13 protein-coding genes and 2 pseudogenes are annotated in these 14,860 nt (G+C 65.4%); 9 read left to right on the top strand and 6 right to left on the bottom strand.

Annotated elements, in window-relative coordinates; translation table 11 throughout:
- Positions 1 to 43: 43 nt before the first annotated feature.
- From EB75_RS05875 to EB75_RS05865, 3 genes are read right to left on the bottom strand one after another with little or no spacing between them, the layout of a single operon-like run.
- The gene (locus EB75_RS05875) at positions 44 to 1,567 is read right to left on the bottom strand and encodes a DUF4153 domain-containing protein (protein WP_286150088.1); all 1,524 of its coding nucleotides are present in this window, start codon (positions 1,565 to 1,567) and stop codon (positions 44 to 46) included.
- Positions 1,564 to 2,586, bottom strand: coding sequence for a HAMP domain-containing sensor histidine kinase (locus EB75_RS05870; protein ID WP_073694526.1), 1,023 nt, complete (start codon positions 2,584 to 2,586; stop codon positions 1,564 to 1,566). Before EB75_RS05870 ends, EB75_RS05875 begins: the two co-directional genes overlap by 4 nt.
- The gene (locus EB75_RS05865) at positions 2,583 to 3,248 is read right to left on the bottom strand and encodes a response regulator transcription factor (RefSeq protein WP_073694525.1); all 666 of its coding nucleotides are present in this window, start codon (positions 3,246 to 3,248) and stop codon (positions 2,583 to 2,585) included. The genes EB75_RS05870 and EB75_RS05865 overlap by 4 nt, the downstream gene beginning before the upstream one ends.
- A gap of 694 nt (positions 3,249 to 3,942) precedes the next feature.
- Here EB75_RS05865 and EB75_RS05855 point away from each other — a divergent pair.
- The 3 genes from EB75_RS05855 to EB75_RS05845 are packed head-to-tail and all read left to right on the top strand — an operon-like array spanning position 3,943 to position 6,407.
- A complete protein-coding gene (locus EB75_RS05855) occupies positions 3,943 to 4,251 on the top strand; it encodes a DUF2563 family protein (protein ID WP_073694523.1) in 309 nt (102 codons plus the stop codon).
- A gap of 6 nt (positions 4,252 to 4,257) precedes the next feature.
- Positions 4,258 to 5,775 (top strand): putative alpha/beta hydrolase, encoded by a 1,518-nt coding sequence (locus tag EB75_RS05850; protein WP_073694522.1) that lies wholly within the window; start codon positions 4,258 to 4,260, stop codon positions 5,773 to 5,775.
- Entirely contained in the window at positions 5,772 to 6,407 is a 636-nt protein-coding gene (locus tag EB75_RS05845; RefSeq protein ID WP_073694521.1) for a hypothetical protein, read from the top strand. Before EB75_RS05850 ends, EB75_RS05845 begins: the two co-directional genes overlap by 4 nt.
- 159 nt (positions 6,408 to 6,566) lie before the next feature.
- Here the strand turns inward: EB75_RS05845 and EB75_RS05840 are convergent.
- Positions 6,567 to 6,776: pseudogene (locus tag EB75_RS05840) on the bottom strand (TetR/AcrR family transcriptional regulator); the annotation flags it as partial.
- Between the two features lie 252 nt (positions 6,777 to 7,028).
- Between EB75_RS05840 and EB75_RS05835 the strand changes: the two are divergent.
- Positions 7,029 to 8,270 (top strand): CaiB/BaiF CoA transferase family protein, encoded by a 1,242-nt coding sequence (locus EB75_RS05835; RefSeq protein ID WP_029120643.1) that lies wholly within the window; start codon positions 7,029 to 7,031, stop codon positions 8,268 to 8,270.
- A 136-nt stretch (positions 8,271 to 8,406) separates the two neighbouring features.
- Here the strand turns inward: EB75_RS05835 and ipdF are convergent, their stop codons facing one another.
- On the bottom strand, positions 8,407 to 9,195 hold the full coding sequence (gene ipdF, locus EB75_RS05830; protein WP_142239446.1) for a (5R,7aS)-5-hydroxy-7a-methyl-1-oxo-2,3,5,6,7,7a-hexahydro-1H-indene-carboxyl-CoA reductase: 789 nt from the start codon (positions 9,193 to 9,195) through the stop codon (positions 8,407 to 8,409).
- On the bottom strand, positions 9,195 to 10,343 hold the full coding sequence (gene ipdE1 / locus EB75_RS05825) for an acyl-CoA dehydrogenase IpdE1 (protein ID WP_073694520.1): 1,149 nt from the start codon (positions 10,341 to 10,343) through the stop codon (positions 9,195 to 9,197). The genes ipdF and ipdE1 overlap by 1 nt, the downstream gene beginning before the upstream one ends.
- Positions 10,344 to 10,433: 90 nt before the next feature.
- Here ipdE1 and EB75_RS30270 point away from each other — a divergent pair.
- From EB75_RS30270 to EB75_RS05800, 5 genes and pseudogenes are all read left to right on the top strand, one after another.
- Positions 10,434 to 10,583, top strand: a pseudogene (locus tag EB75_RS30270) (hypothetical protein); the annotation flags it as partial.
- Positions 10,584 to 11,708, top strand: a complete 1,125-nt coding sequence (locus EB75_RS05815) for an acyl-CoA dehydrogenase family protein (protein ID WP_073694519.1) — start codon at positions 10,584 to 10,586, stop codon at positions 11,706 to 11,708. It abuts the pseudogene before it with no gap.
- Between the two features lie 14 nt (positions 11,709 to 11,722).
- A complete protein-coding gene (locus tag EB75_RS05810; RefSeq protein WP_073694518.1) occupies positions 11,723 to 12,697 on the top strand; it encodes an acyl-CoA dehydrogenase family protein in 975 nt (324 codons plus the stop codon).
- Between the two features lie 2 nt (positions 12,698 to 12,699).
- Positions 12,700 to 13,638 carry an acyl-CoA dehydrogenase IpdE2 gene (gene ipdE2 / locus EB75_RS05805; RefSeq protein WP_073694517.1) on the top strand — a complete coding sequence of 313 codons (939 nt, stop codon included), beginning with the start codon at positions 12,700 to 12,702 and terminating at the stop codon, positions 13,636 to 13,638.
- Positions 13,639 to 13,647: 9 nt separating this feature from the next.
- Positions 13,648 to 14,814, top strand: coding sequence for a pyridoxal phosphate-dependent aminotransferase (locus EB75_RS05800; protein WP_073694516.1), 1,167 nt, complete (start codon positions 13,648 to 13,650; stop codon positions 14,812 to 14,814).
- Positions 14,815 to 14,860 lie beyond the last annotated feature (46 nt).

Here is a 14,860-nt window from a genome sequence, read left to right as displayed (position 1 = left end):
AACGACTCGGTTCATATCTTCAACGAATTCCCGGCGCAGGACACTAGTCGCGGTATGACCAGTATTGATCGCAATATTCGGGCAGTTCGGTTCCCACCGGCCGGTTCGCGTTCGACCGGGACAGGTTGAACAGGTACCACGGGTCGTCATGAGAGTAGTTCGAACGGACGCACGCGCGGACACGCTCAGGCAACCGATGCAAGGCGGGGTCGATGTCCGACGACAGCCGAGACAGGTACTCAGCATCGAGTTGGCCGGTCTGCTCGAAGCGGTCGATGTTGCGGTCGGCGACCAGGCGCTCGGGATTGAGTGCCGCCAGCCCCAGCAGCGCCACAACGCCAGCCGCCAGCACCGCGTGCGGCAGGCAGCGCCCCGACATCCGCACCCCGGCCATGGCGACGAGCAGGAACACCGCGCCCAACCAGAGTTCGATGGTGATCACCATCAGCCGGTCGGTGCTGAATCCGTACGCCTGCTGATACAGCCACATCCGGTGGATCGCCGAGATGACCACGACAACCGAAGTGGCACAGAGGATTCCGGTCAAGACCCGGAGCACGCGGCGATCGCTCGCCGTCACACGCCCGGCCACACGAATGACCACGCTCAACACCAGCAGGGTCAGCGCCGACACCCACAACAACTGCCAGAAGCCCTGCCGGGCGTACTCGGCGTAGGTCAGCCCCTCGGTTTCCAGCACGTGGGTGTGACCACCGAACAGCACCGCAGCCTGCACCGCCACGAACGCGATGAACAGCGCATCGAGCACCCCCAGCGGCACCGCCCACTCCCAGCGCGGCACCGGCTTCATCGACTTGGGCGCGAGGACATCCAGTCGCGGCGCGAACCGTGTCAGATAGGCACCGCCGAGGACGAACGCGGCCACCATGCCGAAGACCACGATGCGGGCGACGACGTCGACACCATCAAGACGCGGCAGCAGCTTGCCCACCAGATGCGCGAAAGCCGCGTCGGCCGAGGCGAACAACGCACCGAACACCAACGTCAGCAGCACGGTGAGACCGACGACGACGGTTACGCGAACCGGGTTGGCGATACCTACCCGCCCCGAGATGCCGCGGCGCGCCCAACCGAGTACGCGAGCCGGCAGCGCCCAGGCCAGGAAAGGTCCGGTCACCACGGCGGTCCAGGTGCGCCCACCGAACAGCGTGCACCACCCGACGATCCAGGCCGCCATGATGCACAGCACGCCCAGCCAGTCGGCAGCGAGCACCGCGGGCACCGACAGCAGCGCCAACGTCAGTGCGATACCGGCCCATTCGGTGCGCGTCGGTCGGCGCTCGGCGGTGCCATAGACGACGGAGAAGACCATCACCCCGACAACCAGGTAGCCGACGCTCAAAGACGACGGCCGCCACAGCGCGGTGCCGAGCAGACCGGCCAGCACGGCGAGCACCACCACGCGATGTGGCGCAGCTGCGAGCGGGCTGATCGGCCACACCCGCCGCGGCAGCATCGTCCAGCCGGGTTCGCCGCGGCGCGGCAGTGCCGGCCCGATCAGCGGCGGGACCATCGGCGGCCCTGGATATCCCATCAACATCGTCATGCGGACCGCTCCTTTGATTCCGGAATGCTCACCCTGAAGCGGCATCCCACCTTCGTCTCCACCACGTCGATGACTCCGCCGTGCAACTCGACCGCCCACCGGGCGATCGCCAGGCCCAGACCGGTGCCGCCGTCAGAGGTGGCACCGCGGGTGAACCGTTCAAAGACCCGCTCACGCTCGGCCGGCGCAATACCCGGCCCTTGATCTGCCACCTCGAGCCGAAAACCCGAGGCCTCGCGCGTCGCCCGCACCGTCACAGTGCCACCCAGTGGGCTGTGCCGAATCGCGTTGTCCACCAGGTTGACCACCACCTGCCGCAACCGCGCCGGATCAGCCAGCGCCGTCAGCCCGGGCGGTGCGACCTCGACCACCACCGCCACGTCACCTTCCGACACCGGGACGTGCTCGACGGCGTCCCGTAGAAACTCGTCGACGTCAAACCGGTTGATCTGCAATGGAATTGCCCCGCCTTCCAGGCGGGACAGATCCAGCAGATCGGTCACCAGCTCACCGAGTCGCTCGGTCTGCGACAACGCCAGCCGCATCGTCTGCGCGTCGGGCTCGACGACGCCGTCCACGACGTTCTCCAGGACCGCCTGCAGTGCGGTGATGGGCGTACGCAGTTCATGGGATACGTTGCCGATCAGCCCGCGTCGGTACTCGTCGGCGGCGCCGAGATCCGCTGCCATCTGATTGAATGCCGTTGCCAGTTGGCCGATTTCATCGCGCGAAGTGGCACGGAGCCGAATGCTGTAATCGCCCTTGGCCATCGCGCGGGCCGCGGCAGTCATCTGCCGCAGCGGGGAGGTCATCCCGTGCGCCATGAACTGGGTGAACAGCAGGGAGGTCAGGAGGGCAGACAGCAGCGCGTACCGGAACTGCCAACTCGCGCCGATCCAGAAGGTGAAGGAAGCCAACAGGATTGCTCCACCGACAAGCAGTCCCATCTTGACCTTGAAGGACGCGAACGGGTCCAATGGTCTGGGCAGCCGGTCCCACAGTTCGCCGAGCACGCTCACCGCGGCACCTCAAGGGCGTAGCCGACTCCGTGCACGGTCCGGATCAGTTCCGCACCGAGCTTGCGGCGCAACGCCTTGACGTGGCTGTCGACCGTGCGGGTCTCGGCGCCCGAACCCCAGCCCCAGACGTGCTCCAGGAGCGTCTCGCGCGCGACCGCGGCCCGGGGCCGTCCGGCGAGGAAGGCCAGCAGATCGAATTCGGTTCGGGTGAGATGGATTTCGATGTCGCCCTGATGCACGCGACGTTCGGCGAGATCGATGCGGTACTCCCCCACCGACAGCGGCTGGTCTCCGGTCGCCCGGTCCACTCGACGCAACAACACCCGTACCCGCGCGACCAGCTCGCGCATGCTGAATGGTTTGGTCAGATAGTCGTCGGCACCGATCCCCAGGCCGATCAACATGTCGGTCTCGTCGGTGCGCGCGGTCAACATCAGCACCGGCACCGGACGCTCGGCTTGGATGCGTCGGCACACCTCCAGCCCGTCGAAGCCGGGCAGCATGACGTCCAGCACCACCAGGTCGGGTTGCGTCGCTGCCGCCGCGGCCACTGCCGAAGGCCCGTCGACGGCCGTCTCCACCTGGAACGATTCGGCGCGCAGCCGGGTCGCCACCGACGACAGGATGGTCGGCTCGTCATCGACCACCAGGATTCGCTTCACGCTTTCCGACTGTAAGCGCGGTTTGTGGGGCTTACCGGCAGCGATTGTGAAGAAACTGTGGAGACTTACGGAGACGGCCGCCAATTACGATTGTGACCGTGAAGGAAAGCCGCGTATCGCGTTCCGCTGTCAGATTGTCGCAGGCTGTGCTGGGTTTGGCTGTCACCACATGCCTTACGGGCTGTGGCCAGACGGGCGGAAAGGCGGTTCCGGCAGCAACTTCAGCCTCATCCACGTCGGTGTCGCCGACACCAACCACATCGTCAGCAGCCCCGTCACCGTCGGTCGCGCCGGCGTCGTCACCGTTTCAATCGGAGAAAGGCTTCGTGTGGATCACCGCCGCGTGCGGTAGTCCCGCGACGATTCCAAGTGACGGCAAGAACACGCTGCTGCCTAGCGCAACTGATTGGGCCATCTGCATGGGCGGTCCGGGCGTTCAGCCAACTTTGGTCGGGGTATACACATCACCGTCTAGTCTCACGCACGACACATCGCAGCTGGCCGCCGGAAAATATCGATTCGCCACGCATGCCGATGGAGAATTGACGTGGATATTTCTCGTCGAAAGCACCGATCCGGCATCACTGCGGCCACTCGAACGGCATGGGTTCGTGGTCCACTGACCGCGCAAATTTCCGTCCTTAGTCCCTGCAAACGCAGGGTACGCTGGCAGCAGGGGAATTAAGGGGGCCTAATGTATGTCGATCCTGCTCTACTCCGCATGGGTGCAGCCTTCGCCCAGAGCGCTGGCGCCATCGCGCATGAAGGCGCGAGCCATTTTGCTGATGCCTCAATATCAGCGGGTATCTTCGGGGATTTCGATGATGCCCACGACTTCCACCGATCACTCGTCGACTGCCACGAAACCCATGCAACGACTCTGAGTGGTTTCCGTACCCACTTGGATTCGCTGGCAGAACGCACCAACTCAGCCGCAACGATTTTTGAATCTCAAGACACAGCCGGAGCAGGCTCGATAAACACGGCGGCCGATTCGATCTAGCACCGCATGTCAATCGAACTAAAGCACCTCAGCATTCAAGGCTTGATTAGTGCCGCCGGCGGGGACCCATGGCAAATGGACAGCGCCATCCAGAGCGGTGCCCCTGGTGAGATTGACGAGTTGGCAACCGCATTCCGAAACGCGAGTGGGTGTATCACCGAGACCGAACACGACTTCACTATCGCCAAACAGCGCTTTGGGTCAGCGTGGGACCGGCAGGACGGTGGCGGTCACCCGATCAACGACGCCGCCGAAGTAGTTCGTGTGACGGAGAGTCTCCACCTCAGCAAATTGCAGATCTCTAAGCTCGCGGTCAGCCTTGAGGGCATTGCTGCCGCCCTGGCGCAGTCGCAGCGCAGCTCCGCCACCTCAATCTCTCTGTTGGAAGGCGCATTGAAGTCCTACGACCTTCAAATCGATGCGCGGATCGCGGAAGCATCAAGGGCAGGCAAGAACGCTGAGTGGGACGATCTCAGGCGTGCCGCCGAAAGTCGCACTCGCACCGCGGTCGACGAAGCCAAGGCAATCCGTACGGCCTACACGGACGAACTCAGCAAGGCCCGGAACGCAATGGTCGCCGAAGGCTACGCAGCCGACCCCACCAAGGGTGCCGACGGCATCGGCGCTGGGCCTGCGCCGTCGGCGCCCGACAAGTACGGCTCCAGCCAACGTGCTGCCGACGAAGCTCTCGTAAATGCACCCGGGCCGTGGACCCCTGAAAAACAGGCCGCGTCAAACCGACTGCGCGACTTTGCAACCGCCAACAATCCAAACGCCACACCGGAAGCGAAGCGCTACGCAAGCGAACGACTCGACGATTTCACGACGGCCCAAACCGTGGGCCCACTGCCTACCGATCCCGTACTGGGCGGCGATGCTCGCACGCGTGCTCGCGCTCGGTTAGAGATGCAGCAAAGGCTGGAGCAAGGCTTGCTCGGCAAGGCTGGGGTGACTCCCGATACAGCCACAGCCACACTGGACCGGTCCGAGGCACAGGCCCGAACCATGGTAATTGCCCGAGTACAGGAACAGTTACAACAAGCTGGCATGTCAGCGCAAGGGGCAGCCCAAGTTGCTGCGGGCATGTCGCACGGCCAGATTCCAAAAGAACTGGTCGACAGCGCGTCGCTTGCGGGGAAAGGCATATCCGGTTCAGAAGCGTCTGTGAACCAGACGGTCAAATCAATGCAACCTGGTCATCCTTGGAACACGTCAGGCCAGATATTTGACGCGACTGATATCAAAGCCCTCGAGAAGATTGGCTCACGAGTTGGCCATGTCGGCACTTTGCTGGATCTTGGCGTCGCCATGTACGAGATCACGCACGGGATGCCGGCCGGCCAATCGCTGTCCAAGGTTGGCGGCGGCGTGGCTGGCGCATGGGTGATGGGTGCAGTCGGTGCCGAAGTCGGCGCCGTGGCGGGGCCGCCAGGAGTAGTAATAGGCGGGTTCATCGGCGGGACCGTCGGCTCGTTCATCGGCGAGTCTGGCGCCGAGGCGCTTTACAAGAAGGTCTTTGGGTGAACACGGTCGACATGGCGCTTGCCTTAGGTCTACTAGGGCTGGTGGTGGTGTCCATCGCCGGCTTCAACCAAGAAGCTGAGTACGCGCACAGACTGCATTGGGTCGGCGTGGTGATCGTGGTGACCGCCACGGCCTTCGCGGTATTGCCTCAAGGGCGGATGCCAGCACTCAGCGCGGGTGTGGGAATGGCTGCATTGTGCATTCTCGTCACATATGCCCGGACACCATTTCTCCGCATTCGAGGGAAAACACGTCGATTGTTCAGCGACGGCCCCGAGGCGTACGGGTGGGGCCTCAGCACGCCGAAGGTGTGGTGGCTATTCGTTGTCGGCGCGATACTGTTTTCGTTCCCGGTGTACGACTTTGCCAACCAGCGCTACCCCCTTTTGGGGCTAAGCATCTACATCGCGTTCATGCTGTCGGTCGGCGCACGCTACGGTTACGTCGACCGATTACTTGACCACTCATTCGCGGCTCGCCAGTACGTGCAGTTCGCGCTCGTCTCGATCCTGACGCTCGGACTATTCCCTGCGGGCTACTTGGCGATGTACTTCGGCGGTCAGCACTGGATCACAAGAACTGAAGCGTACGAACGGCATTCGCGTGCACGCGCCAGCAGCGAGCAGACGTAAAACTGTCGAATTCGCGTCGAAACCGACAGTTTTACGTCTGCTCGCGAAGGAAACCTAGGCGCGCTGGCTGGACACCGAGATGATCTCGCCGGTCAGGTAGCTGGAGTAGTCGCTGGCCAAGAATGCGATGGTCGACGCGATCTCCCACGGCTCGGTGGCGATGATTTCTTCGTACCGGGCGAACAACCAATCAAGGAAGTCCCGCATGACCTCCTCGATCATCTGTTCCTTCGATTTGAAGTGATGGTAAAGACTGCCTGACAGGATGCCGGCCGAGTCCGCGATGTCCCGGACAGTGAACATCGCCGCGGCGAGCTCGAGAAGCTCGTCGCGCCTGCTCGCGGGTTGACTGGGCGATTCAGACGCCATCTCAACAGCATGGAAACCAAGCGCTTGCTAGGGTAGGTCGGGCCGGTGTTGACTTGGCCACTACGTACACAAAGATCGAGTGCTCACAGGGGTCGCGCACGTTGAGGCGATCGCGGCCCTGAGAGCGGGCGAGGTCACACGCGCGGTTCTCGACCGCGACCGATAGATGGGATGCGTAAAGCGTCGGGCGCTTCGATTCGAGCCCTATGCTTGCGCGCAGCACGACTCGAAATGGATGAGTAGCAGGAGATCATGAGCACGACACAGCGTGCCCTGGAGGGTATCCGGGTCATCGACATGACCCGCGTCTTCGCCGGCCCGATCAGCGCGCAGATACTGGGCGACCTCGGCGCTGACGTCATCAAGGTGGAGCGACCGGGCAGCGGTGACGAAGGGCGCGGTTACGGTCTTGCCTCGGTCGAGGGCAAGGACGGCAAGGACCTTCGCCAGTCCGGCTTCTTCACCGCGTCGAACCGCAACAAGCGGTCGATCACGGTCAACCACTCCAAGCCGGAGGGGCAGGACATCCTGCGTGCCCTGGTCAAGACCGCGGACATCCTGATCGAGAATTACAAGGTCGGCGACCTCAAGCGGTTCGGGCTGGACTACGAGAGCCTGAAGGCGATCAATCCCCGCCTCATCTACTGCTCGATCACCGGCTTTGGCCAGACCGGGCCAATGGCGGCGCGCGCGGGCTACGACGGGTTGTTCCAGGCGAGCGGCGGCATGATGGCCGTGACCGGCATCCCAGAAGGCCAGCCCGGCGCGGGGCCAGTGAAAGCCGGTCCCAGCCTGGTCGATTTCGTGACTGGCCACAACAGCGCCATCGCGATCCTCGCCGCGCTGAACCATCGCAACAACACCGGCGAGGGCCAGCACATCGACATGGCGCTGCTCGACAGTTCCGTGGCGATGATCTGCCACATCATGCAGGACTATCTGATCAGCGGCGTCCAGGCGGAGCGTCTGGGCAATGGTGGCAACGGCGGCGGCCCCGCCGACCTCATCCATGCGCGCGACGGCATGACGTACATCACGGCCGGAAGCGACGCTCACTGGCGGCGCATGTCGGAGTTGATGGGCCAGCCCGAGCTCTACGACGACCCGCGCTTCGACACCAACGCCAAGCGGGCCAAGATCAATCGCGCGGAGTTGATCGACATCATCAACGTGTGGAGCCGGCAGTTCACGACGGAGGAGCTCCAGGCGAAGTTCGACAGCGTGGGCATCCCGGCCGCGCGCTATAACGATCTGGCGGAGGTCTGGGAAGATCCGCAGGTGCAGCACCGGGGCCTGCGCGCGACGACGCCGCATGCATGGGCCGCCGCCGGATCGGTCGACCTGATCGGCAGCCCGCTGGCGGGTATGAGTGCCACGCCAGCGACGATCCGCCTCGCACCGCCAGTGATCGGCGAGCACAACGCGGAGATACTCGGTGAACTGGGCTATGACGCGGCGCGGATCGCGGACTTGCAGGAGCAGGCGATCATCTGATCGAGAGGGTCCGCCACCAGGTCAGGCTTGCGAGATCGCGAGCCAGCCACACATGAAAATGCCCGCCTAATTGCGACAATGTTGTCGCAATTAGGCGGGCAAGTGCACATATCCGAACCTCGCGGCCGGATGAAAACTACGCCCGCTGGCTCGACACCGAAATGATCTCGCCGGTCAGATAGCTGGAGTAGTCGCTGGCCAAATACGCGATGGTGGTGGCGATTTCCCACGGCTCGGCGGCACGGCCGAATGCCTCGTCGGAGGACAGCCGGTCCAGCAGCGCGGCATCGGCCGACTTCTCCAGGAACTTGTGCCGCGCGATGCTCGGGGACACCGCGTTGATCCGCACCCCGTACTCGACGGCTTCGATTGCGCTGCAACGGGTCAGCGCCATGACGCCGGCCTTGGCCGCGGCGTAATGCGACTGCGAGTGCTGCGCGCGCCAACCCAGCACGCTGGCGTTGTTGACGATCACACCGCCGTGCTCGACGCCGCGGAAGTACCGCAGGGCGGCGCGGGTCGCGCGCATCACCGAGTTCAGGGTGACGTCGAGGACGCGGTCCCACTCGTCGTCGGTCATGTCGACCAGCGGGGTCTCCCCGCCCAGGCCGGCGTTGTTGACCAGCACGTCCAGCCGGCCCACCTTCTCGACGGCCGCGGTGATCAGGGCGTCGACCGCCTCGGTGGAGGTGACGTCGCAGACGACGGCCTCGACCTTGCCCAGGCCGAGCGCGGCCAGCTGGTCGCGAGTCTCGTTGAGGCGACGCTCGTGGTAGTCGGACACCACGACGTCGGCGCCCTCCAGCAGCGCGCGACGGGCAGTGGACGAGCCGATGCCGGTGCCGGCGGCGGCCGTCACGAGGACGACCTTGCCCTTCAGCAGGCCGTGGCCTTCAACCTCAGTAGGAGCAATCGAAAGATCCATCAGCCCTTGGCCTCTCGGGGTAGGCCGAGCACGCGCTCGGCGATGATGTTGCGCTGGATTTCGTTGGAGCCGCCGTAGATGGTGTCCGAACGCGAGAACAGATACAGGCGCTGCCATTCGTCGAACTCGCCGCCCGGCAGCGTCAGCCCGGCCATGCCCTGCACGTCCATGGCGATTTCGCCAAGCTCGCGATGCCAGTTGGCCCACAACAGCTTTGACACGTTGTCCTGGCCCGGCTGTTCGACGTCCATGGTGGCCATGGCGTACGACCGCATGGCCTGCAGGCCGGTCCAGGATTCGGTCAACCGGTGACGAATCAGCGGATCGTCGATGGCGCCGGAGCGCTTGGCCACGTCGATCAGACCCTCGAGCTCACGCTTGTAGCGGATCTGCTGACCCAGCGTCGAAACACCACGCTCGAAGGTCAGCGTCGCCATCGCCACGCCCCAGCCCTGCCCGGGCTCACCGACGACGAGCGACGCCTCGGTACGGGCGTCGTCGAAGAACACCTCGTTGAACTCGGAGTCACCGGTCAGCTGAACGATCGGACGGATCTCGACGCCCGGCTGGTCCAGCGGCACCAAGAGATAGGAGAGGCCGTGGTGACGCTTGGAGCCCTTCTCGGTGCGGGCCACCACGAAGCACCACTGTGCCCAGTGCGCCAGTGAGGTCCAGACTTTCTGACCGTTGATGACCCACTCGTCGCCGACGAGTTCGGCCGACGTCGAGACGTTGGCCAGGTCGCTGCCGGCGCCGGGCTCGGAGTAGCCCTGGGCCCACAGTTCGGTGACATTGAGGATGCTCGGCAGGAAGCGCTTCTTCTGCTCTTCGGTGCCGTACGCGATGAGCGTCGGCCCGAGCAGTTCCTCACCGAGGTGGTTGACCTTGTCCGGGGCGTCCGCCTTGGCGTACTCCTCGTAGAAGGCGACGCGGTGCGCGACCGACAGGCCGCGGCCACCGTGCTCCTCCGGCCAGCCCAGGCAGGTCAACCCTGCCGCGGCCAGGTGCTGGTTCCACGCGCGTCGTTCTTCGTACGCCTCATGCTCGCGGCCGGGGCCGCCAAGACCTTTGAGAGCAGCGAATTCGCCGACGAGATTGTCGGCAAGCCATTGTCGGACCTCAGCCCGGAACGTCTGGACCTCTATCACCCTTGTAGGCTAACCTACCAAGCACTTGCTTTGTTAGAGGGAGTTCCAATGAGTGGGTCCGACGGCACCCAGCAGCCCGGTCGGCAGACCTACACCAAAGAACATTTGGCTAGCTTCAAGACGCCGCGGTCGGTGGCGTTCCTCGACACACTGCCACGGAACCCTGGAGGCAAAGTGGTGAAACCTGCGCTCAGGGCGAGCGAAGCGACGGGAAAGACAACCGGAGAGACGAGTCGGTAAATGGACCTGACATTCGACGACGAAACCGAGGAGTTCCGGGCTGAGGTCCGCGACTTCCTCGCGGCCAACAGGGACAAGTTCCCCACCAAGTCCTACGACACCCTCGAGGGCTTCGAGCAGCACCGCGTCTGGGACAAGGTGCTTTTCGACGCCGGCCTGTCGGTCATCGCGTGGCCCAAGGAGTACGGCGGCCGCGACGCCACCATGCTGCAGTGGGTGGTGTACGAGGAGGAGTACTTCAAGTCCGGCGCTCCCGGCCGGGCTTCGGCCAACGGCACCGCGATGCTGGCACCGACGCTGTTCGCGCACGGCACCAAGGAGCAGCTGCAGCGCGTGCTGCCGAAAATGGCCTCCGGCGAAGAGATCTGGGCCCAGGCCTGGTCCGAGCCCGAGTCGGGTAGCGACCTGGCCTCGCTGCGCTCGACCGCGACCAAGGTCGACGGCGGCTGGAAGCTCAACGGCCAGAAGATCTGGAGCTCGCGCGCCCCGTTCGGCGAGCGCGGTTTCGGGCTGTTCCGCTCCGACCCGGAAGCGCAGCGCCACAAGGGTCTGACGTACTTCATGTTCGACCTCAAGGCCGAGGGCATCACGGTCCGCCCCATCGCCCAGCTGGGTGGTGAGACCGGCTTCGGTGAGATCTTCCTGGACGACGTGTTCGTCCCTGACGAGGACGTCATCGGCCAGGTGCACAACGGCTGGACCGCCGCCATGAGCACGTCGAGCAATGAGCGCGGCATGTCGCTGCGCAGCCCGGCCCGCTTCGTCGCCCCGGCCGAACGCCTTGTCGCGCAATGGAAGGTCGACCAGAACCCGGCGTACGCCGAGCGCGTCGCCGACGCCTGGATCAAGGCCCAGGCCTACCGCCTGCACACCTTCGGCACCGTCACCCGGTTGGCCAACGGTGGCGAACTGGGCGCCGAGTCCTCGGTGACCAAGGTGTTCTGGTCCGACCTCGACGTCGCCCTGCACCAGACCGCACTGGACCTGCGCGGCCCCGACGCCGAGCTGTACGACCATTGGACCGAGGGCCTGCTGTTCGCCCTGGGCGGGCCGATCTACGCCGGTACCAACGAAATTCAGCGCAACATCATCGCCGAGCGCCTGCTGGGCCTGCCCCGCAAATAAGAGGGATTGTTCACGTGTTCTTTGAATTGGACGAATCGCAGCGTGATTTCGCTGCGAGCATCGACGCCGCGCTGGGCGCGGCAGACGTGCCCGCCGCCGTTCGGGCGTGGGGCGGGGTCGAGAAGGCAGCCGACGCTGCCCCCGGCCGCAAGGTCTGGTCGACGCTGGCCGACCTGGGCGTCACCGCACTGAACGTGCCGGAAGAGTTCGACGGCATCGGCGCGCATCCGGTGGATCTGGTTGTCGCCCTTGAGCGTCTGGGCTACTGGGCCGTGCCCGGCCCCGTCACCGAATCCATCGCGGTGGCCCCGGTGCTGCTCGCATCAGATAAGCGATCGGAAGGCCTGGCATCCGGTGAGCTCATCGCCACCGTCGCCCTGCCGCCGTTGGCGCCGCGCGCCGTCGACGCCGACACCGCAGGTCTGATCCTGCTGGCCTCAGAAGGGCAAGGCGGGCAAGTGCAGGACGCCACGATTGGGACTCAGCACCAATCCGTCGACCCGGCCCGTCACCTGTTCGACGTGACTGCCACCGGTGAGGCTCAATCGGCCGACACCGCAAAGGCTTTCGAGTTCGGCGCCCTGGCCACCGCTGCCCAGCTGGTCGGCGCCGGCCAGGCGATGCTCGACATGGCTGTCGAGTACGCCAAGCAGCGCACGCAGTTCGGCACCGTGATCGGCTCGTACCAGGCCATCAAGCACAAGCTGGCCGACGTGCACATCGCCGTCGAGCTGGCCCGCCCGCTGGTCTACGGTGCTGCCCTGGCCCTGGCCGACGGCTCGCCCACGCTGGCCCGCGACGTCAGCGCCGCCAAGGTGGCCGCCAACGAAGCCGCTCTGCTCGCCGCGCGGTCGTCGCTGCAGACGCATGGCGCCATCGGTTTCACCCAGGAACACGACCTGTCGCTGTTACTGCTGCGCACGCAGGCGCTGCGTTCGGCGTGGGGCGACTCGACGTGGCACCGGACCCGCGTACTGGAAGGACTGTGACGATGAGCGAAGAACGGGAGATGCTGCGCGCCACGGTCGCAGCGCTGGTCGAGAAGCACGCCAGCCCTGAGGCCGTCCGCGCCGCCATCGAGTCCGAGAAGGGCTACGACGAGAAGCTCTGGCAGATGCTGTGCGAGCAGGTCGGCGCCGCGGCGCTGGTCGTGCCCGAGGAGCTCGGCGGTGCCGGCGGCGAATTGGGCGATGCCGCAGTCGTTCTCGAGGAGCTGGCCAAGAACCTGGTCCCGACGCCACTGCTCGGCACCACGCTGGCCGAACTCGCCCTGCTCGCCGTCGGCGACGAAGAGCCGCTGGAGGGACTGGCCGAGGGAACATCCATCGGCACAGTCGTTTTCGACGCCGGTTACGTCATCAACGGCGCCGTCGCCGACGTGGTGATCGCGGCACAGGACGGCCAGCTGAGCCGCTGGACCGACAACACCGTCGTCCCGGCCACCGCCATGGACCCGACCCGTCCCCTCGCCGCCGTGACCCCGGGCAGCACCGCTGTCCTCGGCGCCGACCCGGGGCTGGCTGACACCGCAGCCATCCTCATGGCCGTCGAACAGGTCGCCGCCGCCGGCCGCTGCCTGGACCTGACCGTGGCCTACTCCAAGGACCGTGTCCAGTTCGGCCGCCCGATCGGCAGCTTCCAGGCGCTCAAGCACCGCATGTCGGACCTGTACGTGAAGGTGTCGGCGGCCCGGTCGATCGTCAACGACGCCATCGCCGACCCGACCCCCACCAATGCGTCGCTGGCCCGCTACATGGCCACCGAGGCATTCAATGCCGTTGCCGGCGAAGCGATCCAGATGCACGGTGGTATCGCGATCACGTGGGAAAGCGACATCCAGTTCTACTTCAAGCGGGCGCACGGCAGTGCGCAGCTGCTCGGGTCGTCGCGGGAGCACCTGCGTCGCCTCGAAGCCGAAGTTCTGGCATAACGTCGAGGTATGACCAATCCGGTAGCGCTGCGCGCGGGCATCCCACCGTTCTATGTGATGGACGTGTGGCTGGCCGCGGCCGAGCGCCAGCGCAGCCACGGCGACCTGGTGAACCTGTCTGCGGGACAACCCGCCGCACAGGCACCGGCGCCCATCCGGGCCGCCGCCGCTGAGGCGCTGGCCAACGACAACCTCGGATACACCGTCGCGCTGGGCATTCCGGAGCTGCGCGAGGCCATCGCCAAGTCGTACCTCGACCGGTACGGCGTCGAGGTGGAGCCCGACGCCGTCGTCATCACCACCGGCTCCACCGGCGGCTTCCTGCTCGCGTTCCTGTCGTGCTTCGATGTCGGCGACCGCGTCGCGGTGGCCAGCCCGGGCTACCCCTGTTACCGGAACATCCTGTCGGCCCTGGGCTGCGAGGTCGTCGAGGTGCCGTGCGGCCCCGAAACCCGGTTCCACCCAACCATTTCCATGTTGGAGCAGCTGGACCCGCCGGTGAAGGGTCTGATCATCGCCAGCCCCAACAACCCGACCGGCACCGTGCTGCCCGCCGAGGATCTGGCCGCCATCGCCACCTGGTGCGACAACAACTCCGTACAGCTGATCAGCGATGAGCTGTACCACGGGCTCATCTACGACGACGCGCCCGCGACCAGCTGCGCCTGGGAGACCTCGCGCAACGCCATTGTGGTGAACAGCTTTTCGAAATACTTCGCCATGACGGGCTGGCGGCTGGGCTGGCTGCTGGTGCCCGAACCACTGCGGCGCGCCGTTGACTGCCTGACCGGCAACTTCTCCATCTGCCCGCCGACGCTGCCGCAGTACGCGGCCGTCGCGGCGTTCACCCCGGAGGCCATCGCCGAAGCCGACGCCCTGGTGCACCACTATGCGGAGAACCGGGCCCTGCTGCTGGCCGGGCTGGCCGAGGTCGGGCTCGACAAGCTGGCGCCCGCCGACGGCGCCTTCTACGTCTACGCCGACATCTCGAAGTACTCCACCGACTCGCTCACGTTCTGCGAGAAGCTCCTGGCCGACACCGGTCTGGCGATCGCGCCGGGCGTGGACTTCGACACCCAGCACGGCGGATCATTCGTCCGGTTGTCGTTCGCCGGACCGAAGTCCGACATCGAAGAAGCGCTGCGGCGCCTGGGTCCCTGGCTCGCCGCCTACTGAGCGGGGCCGCTGTCGCGTTTGCCACACAAGCGGCGAGAACGAACGG

Origin of the sequence: Mycobacterium sp. ST-F2 (genome assembly GCF_001905655.1) — a bacterium.
GTDB lineage: Bacteria > Actinomycetota > Actinomycetes > Mycobacteriales > Mycobacteriaceae > Mycobacterium.
This window is presented reverse-complemented; position numbering and strand designations above follow the sequence as displayed.

Excerpts from the sequence above, each read along its gene's own strand:
- ipdE2 (WP_073694517.1), top strand. The coding sequence starts at position 12,700 with ATGAGCGAAGAACGGGAGATGCTGCGCGCCACGGTCGCAGCGCTGGTC.
- ipdF (WP_142239446.1), bottom strand. The coding sequence starts at position 9,195 with ATGGATCTTTCGATTGCTCCTACTGAGGTTGAAGGCCACGGCCTGCTG.
- EB75_RS05850 (WP_073694522.1), top strand. The coding sequence starts at position 4,258 with ATGTCAATCGAACTAAAGCACCTCAGCATTCAAGGCTTGATTAGTGCC.
- EB75_RS05855 (WP_073694523.1), top strand. The coding sequence starts at position 3,943 with ATGTATGTCGATCCTGCTCTACTCCGCATGGGTGCAGCCTTCGCCCAG.
- EB75_RS05835 (WP_029120643.1), top strand. The coding sequence starts at position 7,029 with ATGAGCACGACACAGCGTGCCCTGGAGGGTATCCGGGTCATCGACATG.
- EB75_RS05875 (WP_286150088.1), bottom strand. The coding sequence starts at position 1,567 with ATGACGATGTTGATGGGATATCCAGGGCCGCCGATGGTCCCGCCGCTG.
- EB75_RS05800 (WP_073694516.1), top strand. The coding sequence starts at position 13,648 with ATGACCAATCCGGTAGCGCTGCGCGCGGGCATCCCACCGTTCTATGTG.
- EB75_RS05815 (WP_073694519.1), top strand. The coding sequence starts at position 10,584 with ATGGACCTGACATTCGACGACGAAACCGAGGAGTTCCGGGCTGAGGTC.